Genomic DNA, 12,344 nt, shown 5'->3' with positions numbered 1-12,344 from the left:
CGGGATCGGGCGGCTGCGTGTCTTCCAGGAGCGGTCGCGTGACCGCGGCGACTCGGGTAGACCGGAAGGACCGAGTGGACAGGGGAACCACCGTGACAACCACCACGACCACCGTGCGGACCACGACCAAGGGCGCGATCGCGGCGCTCGGGATGCTGATGGCGTTCGCGCTGGGCGGGTGCACTCCGAGCGAGGACGCGCCGGGCGCGACGAACGGGGCGACGACTGCTCGGACCCCGACGGCGACACCGACTGCGAAGCCCCTCGGGGCCGTGACGCTGCCTGACGGTGCCTCGGCCGCCGTCCGCTGGACCGATCGGATCGGAGCGGTGCCGCCGCAGTCCGTGCACCTCAGCGGCGAGCCCGTGCACATCACGGTGTCGGTCGACTGCGACACCGAGGACGCCGAGGTGACGATCGAGGTGGTCGGAGTGATGACCGGCGGCTCATCGTGCTTCTTCAGTCCGAGCACGACCCGCACGAGGACCGGAGGCGGCAACACGGCCACCATGGATGTCGCGGTCGAGCAGAACGCCGAGATCAGGGTGACCACGGAGCCGGCCGACGCGCACTGGTCGGGCGCTGTCTCGACCGGCGCGCGCACGGCTCAGTGAGTGGTCGGCGGCGCGTCAGCCGATCGGCACGCCCAGCTCGGCCATGAACGGCTCGGCGTCGACGGCCTCGCCGTCGACCCGGGTCTCGAAGTGCAGGTGGCAGCCGGTGGAGGCGCCGGTCGACCCGCGCAGAGCGATGACCTGACCCACGGTGACGGTGTCGCCGACCGAGACCATCAGCTCGCTGTTGTGCGCGTAGCCGGTCTCGATGCCTCCGCCGTTGTCGAGCAGGATCCAGTTGCCGTAGCTGCCCTGGAAGGACGCCTCCTCGACGGTGCCGCTGGCCGCCGCGAGGACGGGGGTGCCGCACGCGCCGGCGAGGTCGGTGCCCTTGTGGAACAGGTTCACGCCCGCGACGGGTGCGTCAGGGCGCGGGCCGTAGCCGCTCGAGACACGGCCGGCGATCGGGACGACCCAGGCGCCCGAGACCCCCTCCGCGGCGGCGGTCGATTCTCCGGCCGTGGCGGTGATCGCCTCGAGCGAGGCGGTGGGCACGAGGACCTCGGGCTTCGCCTCGGCGGCGAACGAGTCGCGCGTGACGCTCTTCTGCACGACTCCGGCGGCGACGAAGCTCTGCGGGCGGGCCGCAGCGACGGCGCTCGCCGAGTCGCGGGCCATCTCGGAGTCGGCGGTGCCGCCGACGGCGAACGCGGGCATCGTGGTCGTGATCGCGATGCCGGCCACGAGGGTCATCGCGGCGACGGCGGAGGCACGGGGCCGCGAGGGGCCGCGGGGCGTGCGACGCCGGGACTCCTGCTCACGCAGGGAGCGGCGGGTCGGGAGGGCGGACGGGGTGCCGGTCTCGGCTCCTGCGGGGGAGGGGGTCGAGGCGCGATCGGATCGGTGCATGCAGAGGGGGGTTCCAGGTCTGCCGACGCTCGAGGGGGAGGCGGGAGCGGCGGGTGGGGCGCGGGGGATCTCGCGCGGCCAGGCCGACGCGACCCTCTAAGCTACCCGCGTTCCTCCGGACTGCGGCTGAGAGAAGGCTCCGGAGTCGAGCGGGCGCAGAAGAGATCGGCGGGCGCGGAAGAGATCGACGGCCGCGGCGAAGGGGTGGGCGCTCAGCGCGGCGCGGTGAAGACGAGGAGCGCGATCAGGCCGGCGGCGGTCGCGGCGGCTCCGGAGCCGAGGCGCCACCACATCCACCTGTCGCGCTTGGGGCCGCGCACCGGCCGACGCCGAGGCGTGTGTCCGAGGAGATCGCCGGGGTTCTGCTGGAAGACCATGCCCCCAGCTTGCCGAACGCGGGCGTCGCGCGGGCGCACTCTGCTGCGACTCCCAGGCCGTCGCGCACTACCGCGGGCGGAGGCTCCTCGCCAGCCGGTCCCCTCCGGCGCGTCGGTCGCTAGCGTGGAGGGGACGGCCGAGCGGCCGACGAGCGGAGGAGCGGGACATGGCCGGGACTGGCAAGGGTTCGCAGGACAGGGCGGCGCAGGACAGGGCGGCGCAGAAGCGCGCGAAGAAGGCGCTGAAGAAGGCCGAGAAGTCGGTGCGTGCGGCGCACGAGGCGGTCCGCGACTCCAGCAAGAAGCTGCGCGTGAAGGCCCGCAGGTTGGCGGAGCAGACGGAGAAGCTCCGGCGCACGCAGGAGAAGGCGCTGGCGAAGGCCGCGGCGGCCGAGCGTCCGTCGGCAGCGAAGCACGCGGCGGCGCCGACTGCTCCCGAGGCTGCGGTGGACCTGACGCCCCCTCTGCCGAGTCCTGCGGCGGACGAGGCACCCGGCGATGCGACCGCGGACAGCGCTCCAGGCGCCGCTCGTGCCGCCTCCGAGGCCGCGACCCCCGACTCCGACCCCGCGCACACCCCCGACCTCACGCCTCCGCTGCCGCGCGCGGAGCGCTGACGCCCCGCGCCTGAGAAAGCGCACAGGATACCCGGGCGCGCGGCTCCGGCGAGGTGAACACTCGGTGAAGCATCGCCGGCAGGCCGCTCGAGCGCTCTGCGCGGGAGCATCATGTCTGCGTGGATCCCTTCATCCTGCTCGCTCTCGTCGTCGTCACGGCCCTGGCCTTCGACTTCACCAACGGCTTCCATGACACGGCGAACGCGATGGCCACGTCCATCGCGACCGGCGCGCTCAAGCCCCGCACCGCCGTCGCGCTCTCCGCCTCACTCAATCTGGTCGGCGCCTTCCTCAGCATCGAGGTGGCCCTCACGGTCACCAACGCGGTGGTCAAGATCCAGGACTCGACCGGCGCACCGGACCCCGCTCTGCTTGAGGGCGGCGGATCCGCGCTGCTGCTGATCGTGCTCGCGGGGCTGATCGGCGGGATCGTCTGGAACCTGCTGACCTGGCTGCTGGGTCTGCCGTCGAGTTCGTCGCACGCCCTCTTCGGCGGGCTGATCGGCTCAGCGCTCGCCGGTCTCGGCGTCAACGGCGTCAACTGGGCGGGAGACGGCACCAAGCTCGACGGCGTCGTCGGCAAGGTGATCCTGCCGGCGCTGATGTCGCCTCTGCTTGCCGGAGCCGTCGCGGCCATCGGCACGTGGCTCGTGTTCCGCGTGATCGGCAACCTCGCCGAGAAGAGCCTGCACCGCGGGTTCCGCATCGGCCAGATCGGCAGCGCCTCCCTCGTCTCGCTCGCGCACGGCACCAACGACGCGCAGAAGACGATGGGAGTGATCACGCTGGCGCTGATCGCGGCCGGTGGCTGGAGCGACACCGCGTCGGTCCCCTTCTGGGTGAAACTCAGCTGCGCGCTGGCCATCTCGCTCGGAACGTACATCGGCGGCTGGCGCATCATCCGCACCGTCGGCAAGGGCCTGGTCGAGATCGACACTCCGCAGGGCATGGCGGCGGAGAGCTCGTCGGCCGCGGTGATCCTCGCCTCGAGCCACCTCGGCTTCGCCCTCTCGACCACGCATGTGGCCACCGGCTCGATCCTCGGCTCCGGAGTGGGCCGACCCGGCGCCCAGGTGCGCTGGCGGGTCGCACTGCGCATGGTCGTCGCCTGGGTCATCACCCTCCCGGCGGCCGCCCTGGTCGGCGCCGTGATGTGGTGGATCGGCCACCTCGTGCAGGGTGCGGCCGGCGGTCTGTTGATGGCCGCGGTACTCGTCGTGGTCGCCACCGCCATCTACGTCCGCTCGCGCCGCGACAGCATCGGCGCACACAACGTCAACGACGAGTGGCAGGACGCGGGCCGTCCCGCGCCCGAGACCGCCGACGTCTGAGCGAAAGGAACCGCACCGTGCTCTCCCTCTTCCTCTCCGCCGCCGGCCAGGTGGCCCTCGTCGCCGTGCTCCTCGGAGCGGGCCTGCCGGTGCTCTTCGCACTCGGAGTCCGCTCGTTCGCCGTCGCGGGTGCTCCCGACGGGGCCGGCGGGCTGCCCGCCCCGATTCTCCGCGGGGTCGGCGTGCTGTGCTTCGCGCTCGTCCTCGCCGCCGTGGCCATCGGCCTCAGCATCATCATCGCCACGGGCCTCGGCCAGTCGGTGAGCTTCGAGCACCTCCTCCCGACCTTCACGCCCAAGGGCTGAGCATGGACTCGACCGATCCGATCGCGGCGCGCGAGGGGATCGTCTCGCGCGTCGTCGCCTGGCTCCGCGCCGGCTACCCCTCGGGAGTGCCCGAGCAGGACTACCTTCCGCTGTTGGGCCTGCTGCGCCGGAGCCTGACGACCGATGAGGTCGAGCAGGTCGTCGCGCGGCTCCTCTCGGAGTCGGAGCGGGCCGAGACCGTCGTCTCGCCGACCGTCGTGCGCGAGACCATCGAGCAGTTGCTGCTCGGGCCCGCCCTGCCCGAGGACATCGCGCGCGTCTCAGCGCGTCTCGCCAGCGCGGGCTGGCCGCTCGCCGGTCCGGAGTCGCTCGCCGAGCCGGACACACGGGCGGGCCTGGTCACCCGCATCGTCCGCTGGCTGCGCGCGGGGTACCCCTCCGGGCTGCCGGAGCAGGACTTCGTGCCGCTGCTCGCGCTGCTGCGCCGTCGGCTCAGCGACGAGGAGGTGGCGGAGGTGGCCGCAGGGCTCGCCGCCGACGCCTCCGCGAGCCGAGCCGATGTGGGCACCGCCATCGCCGGAGTCACCTCCGAGCTGCCCTCGGACGAGGACATTGAGCGCGTGCGCCGCTCGCTGGCCGAGCTCGGCTGGCCGGAGGAGTTCGCGAGCTGAGGCCGTCAGCGCCAGAGGTTCGCGGAGGCGATCTCGGCGCCGCGGGCGAGAGAATCGAGCTTCGCCCACGCGATCTGCGGATGGATGCGCCCGCCGAGCCCGCAGTCGGTCGCGGCGACGACGCGCTCGCGGCCGACGACCGAGGCGAAGCGCTCGATGCGCTGGGCGACCAGCTCGGGATGCTCGACCACGTTCGTCGCGTGGCCGACCACTCCGGGGACGATGACCTTTCCCTCGGGCAGGGCGACGTCCTCCCAGACCGTCCACTCGTGCTCGTGCCGGGCGTTCGCGGCCTCGAAGGAGTAGGAACCGGCATCGATCTCGAGCATGAGGTCGACGATGTGCCGGAATTCGATGTCGGTGGTGTGCGGTCCGTGCCAGCTGCCCCAGCAGAGGTGGAAGCGGATGCGGTCCTGCGGGAGGCCGCGCAGCGCGTGGTTGAGCGCCTCGACGCGGATGCGGGTGAAGGTGCGGTAGTCCTCGAGGGAGGGCTCCGGGTTGATCTGGTCCCAGTTCTCGGCGATCGAGGGGTCGTCGATCTGGAGGATCAGCCCGGCGTCGATGACGGCGCGGTATTCCTCCCGCAGCACGTCGGCCCAGGCCCAGATGTGCTCCTCCTCGCTGGCGTAGTGCGCGTTGTGGATGCGCGCACCGCTGCCCGGGGAGAGGGAGGTGAGGAAGCCGTCCGCGATGCCGGCGGCGTCGAGGGCCGAGCGGAGGTTCCGCGCGTCGGCAGCGACCGCCTCCTGACCGATGTATGAGAGGGGGCCGGTGGTCGACGGGAACGCGGTGGCGTTCTTGCCCGTCGAGATGCCGCTGTCGGGGTCGGTGTAGGCGTCGCGGAAGATCGTCCAGTCGCGCCGGTCCGGGAACGAGGTGAGCCGCACCCGGCCGGGCTCGGAGCGCACCGGCTGCGAGCTGAAGATCGACTCCTCGGTGACCGAGAGGCCGGCGACCCGCTGGAACGAGTAGGACCACCATGCTCCGTAGTCGACCGCGCTCGACATCGCCTTGCCGAACTCGCCGTCGCCCGGGATCGTGATGCCGGTCTCGACCTGGCGGCGGACGAGCCCGTCGACAGCCTCGGCCAGCAGGCCGTCGAACTCGGGCGTGCGCTCAAGGGTGAAGCCGTCGGCCGCGATGCGGCGCGACTCGTTCGCCGCGATCAGCTCCGGCGTGCGGGGAAGGCTCCCGGCGTGCGACGTGGGGATGCGGTCGGGACGAGAAGTCATGGTGCCTCACGGGAGTCGGGGTGCGCGATCGCACTCGTGTCGGATCGTTCTCACCGTAGCGGCGGTGCGGAGGCGGGCTCCGGCGTGTGAAGGCTCGTGACGTCCGGGCCGCGGCGTCCGCAGACGGGGTGGCGGGGCCTACGCCTCCCGGGCGAGCGCACCGACGAAGCGGGCGATGCTCCGCGGCCCCGACACCGGGGCCACCGCCTCCACCGCGGGGTTGTAGTTCGTGTTGGTGTTGACGTCGTAGACCACCGTGCGGCCGTCGGTCGTCTCGATGAACTCCACTCCCGCCACATCGATGCCGAGGGCGGGCAGGAGCGGCGCGAGGCGCGCGATCAGCGGGTGCTCGGCGGTGATCTCCGGCCGTAGTTCGAATGGTTCGTGAGCGGAGCCGGATCCGACCTCGCACGCGTCGGCGGGGCACAGCTCGAAGCCGCCGGCCGAGGTGTCAACCCGGACGGCGTAGACGAAGCGGCCGCCGACGAACTCGGCACGGGTGACGAACGACTCGACGGGCAGGAGCCGCTCCTGCACCAGGGTGATGCCGTCGACGGAGTCGTCGAGGTCGGCGTCCACGGCGTCGGCGGGAGTCTCGTAGGCGCGCACGCCGAGGCCCTTGCCGCCCTGGTTGTGCTTCAGGATCAGCGGACCGCCGACGCGCTCGGCCGCTGCAGCGAGCTGCTCGCGGCCCAGGACGGCGATCGTGCGGGGCACGTCGATGCCGGCGGCCTTCAGCGCCGCGTGCTGCGCGCTCTTGCTCACTTCGAGCTCGAGAGCACGGCGTCCGTTGACGACGCGGTGCCCCGAGGCCTCGGCCCACGCGAGGAGGCCCCGACCCGTCTCCTTCGCCCGCGGCCGGCCGCGGGTGTGCGCCGACGCGCTGAGCCGAGACCAGAAGACTCCGGCCGGAGGCTCCTCCGAGAGCTCGATCGTCGCGGAGTCGTCGAGGAGCCACTCGCGCAGCTCGACCCCCTCCTGCTCGAACGCGCGGCGGAACGGCGGCAGCCACTCCGGGTTGTCGTGCAGAACATGAACGGTCATGGTGCCCTCTCGATCGTTCCTCCATCGTGGCGGGTGACGGGCGCGGGCGGAGCGCGGAGCCGTCATCCAGCGCAGTCTCCCAGCGCAGTCCTCCGCGCTGCCTCTCCACGCGGCGGCTGTCCGCCCGGAGGTTCGTCACGCAGCGACGTCTGCGGCAACGGCTCGTCACAGTCGAGCGCGGGTCGCGCCGGCCGAGCAGGCTGGGACCGAGGCCACACGGCAGACAGACAGCCACACGGCAGACAGACAGGGGGGATCATGGCGGCGATCATCCGACGGGGCGGTGGGGAGGCGCTCCTCGCGCGTCTCCGAGCCGTCCGGCTCCTCGGCGGGGCCCGCACCGCCTCGGGCGATCGAGCACGGTTCCGCCTCGAGGTGTTGCAGATGGCGCACGCGGTCGAGAACGGTCCGCCGCTGAGCGCTGCGGCGAGCGGCCGCACCGCGTTCCCGGGCGCCACTCTCGACGGCACCGCGGAGCCTCCCGCCCCGCACCCCGGCGCCCCGTAGGCGCCGACGGGACCGCACCGGTCCCCTCCGCGGCGTGCCCGAGAGGCCAGGGAGCGGTCTGCAACACCGCTGACGCGGGTTCGAATCCCGCCGCCGCGTCCACGAGGCACCGCCCGCCTGCGGCAGCGAGTCCCGCGGCATCGCGAGGACTCGCCGCACGTGATCCGTCTCGGCGACCCGAGCGCTGACCGTCCCTGGGCGGCATCTCCACGCGCCGCTGCCGGGCCGGTCGTCAGTGAGCGAGTCCGACCGGCCACGCCGTTCCGCGGCGTCGGAACGGGGCGCCCCAGCCGGAGCGCCCCGCGGTGTGCCGCCGGCTCAGCTGTTGTCGAGCGGGAGTCCCGGCGGGTTCACCAGAGCGTCGTCGACGGCCTCGTCCTGCAGGCCGTAGGCCGACAGCCAGCTCCCGTACTGTCCGTTCTCTCTCAGAGAGTCGATCGCCTGCGCGATCGGCTCGGCGAGACCCGAGTCCTTCTTCACCGTCGCGGCGATCAGGCCGTCGAGGGTCTCGCCGGCGCCCGAGAAGGTTCCGGCGCTGCGGGTCGGGTTCGCCCCGGTCTCCGAGATCCGGTTCTGGTAGACGGTGGTCGGGTTGGGGCCGAAGTACGCGTCGATCTGACCGGAGCCGAGGGCGAGCGTGACCGAGTTGGCGTCGGGCAGGCGGGTGATCTCGAGCGACTTGCCCTCGGCCTGGAGCCGCGCCTGCCACTCGAGCAGGATCTTCTCCTGATTCGTGCCGCTGCTCACGGCGACGGTGAGGCCGTCGAGGTTCTCGTAGTCCCCGTCGAACTCCCACTCGTTGGAGGCGAGCACCTGGAACGCCAGCTCGTCGGCGCGGTAGGAGGCGAAGTCGTACTTCTCCTTGCGCTTCTCGGTGACGGTGATGTTCGAGAAGCCGACATCGGTGCCTCCGGTGTCGATGCCGACGAAGAGGTTGTCCCACGTGGAGTTCTTCACCTCGGGCCGGAGGCCGAGGACGGCGGCGACGAGGCGGCCGAGGTCGGGCTCCGACCCGGTGAGGGTCTCGGTGTCGGTCCCGGTGAAGGCGAGCGGCGGGAAACCCGCCGGCAGGGCGCCGACACCGATCGTGAGCGTTCCGCGGTCGAGGATCTCCTGCGGGAGCGTGTCGCGGATCGTGTCGACGACCGGCACGTCGAGAGCGGTCTCGGTCGCGGCGCCGTTCGAGAGCGCTCCGACGGTGACGGTCGTCGTTCCGGAGGCGGCTCCGGGCGACCCGGGGGCGGAGGCGGCAGGGCCGGAGCAGGCCGCGAGGCCCGCCGTCAGCGCGGCGGCAGCGAGGGCCGCCCCGGCTCGGGTCCAACGGGTGCTGTGCGGTCTGGTCATGGTCCTGATCCTGTGTCTGTCGTGCCGGTGGTGAGGGAGTCAGCCGAGTACGCGGCCGAGGAAGTCGCGGGTGCGCGGATGCTGCGGCCGGTCGAGGACCTCGGCCGGCGTGCCCTGCTCGATCCCCCGGCCGTCGTCGACGAACACGACCTGGTCGGCCACCTCGCGGGCGAAGCCGATCTCGTGGGTGACGACGAGGAGGGTCCGCCCGCTCTCGGCGAGGGAGCGGATGACCTGGAGCACCTCGCCGACGAGCTCCGGATCGAGCGCCGAGGTCGGCTCGTCGAAGAGGATCACCTCGGGGTCGAGCGCGAGCGCCCGCGCGATGGCGACGCGCTGCTGCTGGCCGCCCGAGATCTGGCGCGGGTACGCCGCCTCCTTGTCGGCGAGGCCGACCCGGTCGAGCAGCTCGCGCGCACGCTCGCGGGCCTCGGCGGGCGGGCGGCCCTGCGAGATCGGAGCCTCGCTGACGTTCTCGAGGATCGTCAGGTGTGGGAACAGGTTGAAGTTCTGGAAGACGAAGCCGATCCTCGCCCGCTGCCGCAGGATCTCCTTCTCGGGAAGCTCCTTGAGCCGGTCGCCGCGCAGACGCACGCCGATCAGCTCGCCGTTCAGCGCGACGACGCCCTCGTCGAGCTTCTCGAGGTGGTTGATCGCCCTCAGCAACGTCGACTTGCCGGAGCCGCTGGGGCCGAGGATCACGGTGACGGTGCCCGCCTCGACGCGCAGGTCGACTCCGCGGAGCACCGCCCTGCCTCCGTACGACTTGGTCGCGTTGTGGATCTCGATGGCAGCGGTCACCGGGGGCTCCTCAGCCCGGCGAGCGCGCGCCGCACCCGCTCGAACGGGGTCGGCGGCATCTCCCGGTGCGCACCCCGGGCGTAGAAGCGCTCTATGGAGAACTGCACGACCGAGATCGCCGAGGTCAGCACCAGGTACCAGATCGTCGCGACGACGAGCAGGGGGATGATGTCCGTCGGATGCGTGCTGCCGAGGTTCTGAGCGACCCCGAACAGGTCGAGCAGCGAGACGTAGAAGAGCAGCGAGCTGGCCTTCAGCAGGCCGATGATCTGGTTGACGTACGCCGGCACGATCGACCGCAGCGCCTGCGGCAGCACGATGCGGGTGAACTGCCGGCGCTGCGGGATGCCCAGCGCCTTGGCCGCCTCGTGCTGCCCCTGATCGACGGCCAGCACACCCGATCGGACGACCTCGGCGCTGTACGCGATCTCGGACAGGCTCAGGCCGATGACGCCGAGGGCGAGCGGAGGCAGCAGCGAGACGGTGGGCACCGACCACTGCGGTCCGAACGGGATGCCGATGCCGATGGTCGGGTAGAGGTTGCCGAGGTTGAACAGGAAGATCAGCACCAGGATCAGCGGCACCGAGCGGAACAGCCAGATGTAGCCCCAGCTGAGGGTGCTCAGCACCGGATTGCCCGAGAGCCGCGCGATCGCGACGAGGACGCCTCCGACGAAGCTCACCACGGCGCTGATCGCCGTCGCGAGCAGGGTGAGCTGGAGGCCCTTGAGGATCGCGGGGCTGAAGAGCCAGGTGCCCACCTTCGCCCACTCCCACGAGGGGTTGGTGACGAGCGTCTGGGCGGCGTTGAGCAGCAGCACAACGACCAGCGCCGTGACCACCCAGCGCACGGGATGCCGGAGCGGGATCACCGGCCGTTCGCCCAGCCGTGCCAGGTCGCCGACCGGGAGCGGCTGCGCGGCGCCCTTCGGCGGCGCGATCGTGCCGGTCACGAGGCTCGTCCGAGGATGCCGGCCCGCAGGCCCGCTCCGCCGTCGGGCAGCGAGGCGGCGAGCTCGGCGAAGGAGGCGTCGTGGGCGACCTGGATCCGCGCGACGTCGAGCGGCTGCTCGGTCAGCGTCTTCGCGAAGCCGTGCAGCAGCACCACCTCCGGAGGCTGGGTCACGTCGTAGAGCGGGGTGTAGCCCGCGGTGAGGTAGAGGCGGACCGCCTCCGGCTGGAGGGGGCCGGTCGTGAGGTAGACGGTCGAATAGCCGAGCCGGCCGGCCTCCTCCTCGAGCTCGGTGACGACGCGGAGGGCGAGACCCTGGCGCCGGTGCGCCGACGAGGTCCAGATGCGCTTGAGCTCGGCGGTCGTGGCGTCGAAGGCTTTCAGCGCGCCTCCCGCGATCGTCGTGCCGTCGCGCAGCAGCAGCACGAACGCGCCGGTCGGAGGCGCGAAGGCCTCGACCGGGTAGCGCGCCAGCTCGGCCGACGCCGGCTCGCCGAGGGCCGTGCCGTAGCGCGTGTCGTATTCGCGCTCGAGCTCGTCAAGGAGAGGCCGCGCGCGCGGATCGTCGGCGCGGACGCGGACGAACTCGTCGCGCGGACCGTCAGACGCCGGCATGCGCGGCCTCAGCGGAGACGGAGGCAGCGGCGGCGTCGCGGCGCGCGACCTCCTCGCGCACCAGCGGGATCACGTGCCGCCCGAAGTCGAGGGTGTCGTCGATGTAGTCGTAGCCGCGCGCCGAGATGATGTCGACGCCGAGATCGACGTAGTCGAGCAGGGCGGCCGCCACGGTCTCGGGAGTGCCGACGAGGGCGTTCGAGTTGCCGCGGGCGCCCGCCGCGGCTCCGGCCTTCGTCCAGAGGGCGCGGTCGAACCGGTCGCCCTCGGCCGCGATCGACAGCAGACGCTGCGATCCCGTGTTCTCGGGAGCGGTGAGCCCCGCCGGTGCCAGCTCGCGGGTGCGCGCCTGGATGCGGCCGAGGATCGACTCCGCCTTCTCCCACGCCTGCTCCTCGGTCGCGCCGAGGATGGGGCGGAAGGCGACCTGGATGCGCGGCCGGTCGGCGCGGCCGGCCGCGGCGGACGCCTCCGTGACGCTGCGGATCTGCTCGGCCGTGTTGCGCAGCGGCTCGCCCCAGAGTGCGTAGATGTCGCTCTCGGCGGCGCCCACGGCGAGGGCGGCGGGGGAGGAGCCGCCGAACGAGATCTGCGGCCGCGGCTGCTGCGCGGGCGGGATGTCGCTGACGAATCCTGTGAAGCGGTAGTGGTCGCCCTCGTGGTCGAAGGGCTCGGGCGAGCTCCAGACCTTCTTGACGATGCGGATGTACTCGGCGGTGCGCGCGTAGCGTTCGTCCTTCGTGAGGAAGTCGCCCTCCGCCGCCTGGTCCGCGTCGGAGCCTCCCGTGATGAAGTGGACGCTCAGGCGCCCTCCGCTGAGCTGGTCGAGGGTCGCGAACGCCTTCGCCGCGACCGTCGGATAGGAGACGTTGGGCCGGTGCGCGAGGAGAAGCTGGATGCGCTCGAGCCGCGATGCGATGAAGGCGGCGGTGATCGCCGGGTCGGGAGCGCCCGAGTGGTAGGCGAAGAGGATGCGGTCCCACCCGCTGTCCTCGTGGGCGGCGGCCAGACGCAGCGTGTACTCCGGATCGAAGCTCGCTCCGCTGCGCGCTCGCGTCTCGCTGCCGTCGTTGAGCGCGGCGATGCCGAGGAATACGATGGGCACTGGGTCTCCCTGCCGTCGG

Annotated in this window: 15 protein-coding genes and 1 tRNA gene; 7 read left to right on the top strand and 9 right to left on the bottom strand. The window is 72.3% G+C overall.

Going from position 1 to position 12,344, the window contains the following annotated elements; genetic code table 11:
- Positions 1–92 precede the first annotated feature (92 nt).
- Positions 93–614, top strand: coding sequence for a hypothetical protein (locus tag GSU10_RS14780; RefSeq protein ID WP_132505843.1), 522 nt, complete (start codon positions 93–95; stop codon positions 612–614).
- A 15-nt stretch (positions 615–629) separates the two neighbouring features.
- Here GSU10_RS14780 and GSU10_RS14775 read toward each other — a convergent pair whose 3' ends face one another.
- Both GSU10_RS14775 and GSU10_RS14770 read right to left on the bottom strand, forming a co-directional pair.
- Positions 630–1,463, bottom strand: a complete 834-nt coding sequence (locus GSU10_RS14775; protein ID WP_132505840.1) for a M23 family metallopeptidase — start codon at positions 1,461–1,463, stop codon at positions 630–632.
- Between the two features lie 212 nt (positions 1,464–1,675).
- Positions 1,676–1,840, bottom strand: coding sequence for a hypothetical protein (locus GSU10_RS14770; RefSeq protein WP_158286138.1), 165 nt, complete (start codon positions 1,838–1,840; stop codon positions 1,676–1,678).
- 167 nt (positions 1,841–2,007) lie between these two features.
- On the opposite strand from GSU10_RS14770, the gene GSU10_RS14765 reads away from it, so the two are divergent.
- From GSU10_RS14765 to GSU10_RS14750, 4 genes are all read left to right on the top strand, one after another.
- Positions 2,008–2,457, top strand: coding sequence for a hypothetical protein (locus GSU10_RS14765; RefSeq protein WP_068212930.1), 450 nt, complete (start codon positions 2,008–2,010; stop codon positions 2,455–2,457).
- A gap of 119 nt (positions 2,458–2,576) precedes the next feature.
- A complete protein-coding gene (locus GSU10_RS14760) occupies positions 2,577–3,788 on the top strand; it encodes an inorganic phosphate transporter (RefSeq protein ID WP_068212933.1) in 1,212 nt (403 codons plus the stop codon).
- A gap of 17 nt (positions 3,789–3,805) precedes the next feature.
- A complete protein-coding gene (locus GSU10_RS14755; protein ID WP_068212936.1) occupies positions 3,806–4,093 on the top strand; it encodes a hypothetical protein in 288 nt (95 codons plus the stop codon).
- Between the two features lie 2 nt (positions 4,094–4,095).
- The gene (locus GSU10_RS14750) at positions 4,096–4,725 is read left to right on the top strand and encodes a DUF3349 domain-containing protein (RefSeq protein ID WP_132505838.1); all 630 of its coding nucleotides are present in this window, start codon (positions 4,096–4,098) and stop codon (positions 4,723–4,725) included.
- A gap of 5 nt (positions 4,726–4,730) precedes the next feature.
- Here GSU10_RS14750 and GSU10_RS14745 read toward each other — a convergent pair whose 3' ends face one another.
- Positions 4,731–5,957, bottom strand: a complete 1,227-nt coding sequence (locus tag GSU10_RS14745) for a cobalamin-independent methionine synthase II family protein (RefSeq protein ID WP_068212942.1) — start codon at positions 5,955–5,957, stop codon at positions 4,731–4,733.
- Positions 5,958–6,095: 138 nt separating this feature from the next.
- On the bottom strand, positions 6,096–7,001 hold the full coding sequence (locus tag GSU10_RS14740; protein ID WP_132505835.1) for an ATP-grasp domain-containing protein: 906 nt from the start codon (positions 6,999–7,001) through the stop codon (positions 6,096–6,098).
- A gap of 258 nt (positions 7,002–7,259) precedes the next feature.
- On the opposite strand from GSU10_RS14740, the gene GSU10_RS14735 reads away from it, so the two are divergent.
- Together GSU10_RS14735 and GSU10_RS14730 are read left to right on the top strand one after the other, a co-directional pair.
- On the top strand, positions 7,260–7,508 hold the full coding sequence (locus tag GSU10_RS14735) for a hypothetical protein (RefSeq protein WP_132505832.1): 249 nt from the start codon (positions 7,260–7,262) through the stop codon (positions 7,506–7,508).
- Positions 7,509–7,536: 28 nt separating this feature from the next.
- A tRNA-Cys gene (locus GSU10_RS14730) sits at positions 7,537–7,610 on the top strand.
- A gap of 216 nt (positions 7,611–7,826) precedes the next feature.
- On the opposite strand, the gene GSU10_RS14725 is transcribed toward GSU10_RS14730, so the two are convergent.
- The 5 genes from GSU10_RS14725 to GSU10_RS14705 are packed head-to-tail and all read right to left on the bottom strand — an operon-like array spanning position 7,827 to position 12,325.
- Positions 7,827–8,852 (bottom strand): transporter substrate-binding domain-containing protein, encoded by a 1,026-nt coding sequence (locus tag GSU10_RS14725; RefSeq protein WP_068212105.1) that lies wholly within the window; start codon positions 8,850–8,852, stop codon positions 7,827–7,829.
- 39 nt (positions 8,853–8,891) lie between these two features.
- The gene (locus GSU10_RS14720) at positions 8,892–9,653 is read right to left on the bottom strand and encodes an amino acid ABC transporter ATP-binding protein (RefSeq protein ID WP_068212106.1); all 762 of its coding nucleotides are present in this window, start codon (positions 9,651–9,653) and stop codon (positions 8,892–8,894) included.
- Entirely contained in the window at positions 9,650–10,606 is a 957-nt protein-coding gene (locus GSU10_RS14715) for an amino acid ABC transporter permease (RefSeq protein WP_132505829.1), read from the bottom strand. Before GSU10_RS14715 ends, GSU10_RS14720 begins: the two co-directional genes overlap by 4 nt.
- On the bottom strand, positions 10,603–11,220 hold the full coding sequence (locus tag GSU10_RS14710; protein WP_068212107.1) for a GNAT family N-acetyltransferase: 618 nt from the start codon (positions 11,218–11,220) through the stop codon (positions 10,603–10,605). The genes GSU10_RS14715 and GSU10_RS14710 overlap by 4 nt, the downstream gene beginning before the upstream one ends.
- Complete coding sequence (locus GSU10_RS14705; protein ID WP_068212108.1) at positions 11,207–12,325, bottom strand: LLM class flavin-dependent oxidoreductase; 1,119 nt, start codon at positions 12,323–12,325, stop codon at positions 11,207–11,209. Before GSU10_RS14705 ends, GSU10_RS14710 begins: the two co-directional genes overlap by 14 nt.
- Positions 12,326–12,344 lie beyond the last annotated feature (19 nt).

The sequence above is a fragment of the Rathayibacter tanaceti genome (genome assembly GCF_009834165.1).
GTDB lineage: Bacteria > Actinomycetota > Actinomycetes > Actinomycetales > Microbacteriaceae > Rathayibacter > Rathayibacter tanaceti.
The sequence above is the reverse complement of the archived record's forward strand: the minus strand, read 5'-3'. Positions and strand labels throughout refer to the sequence as shown.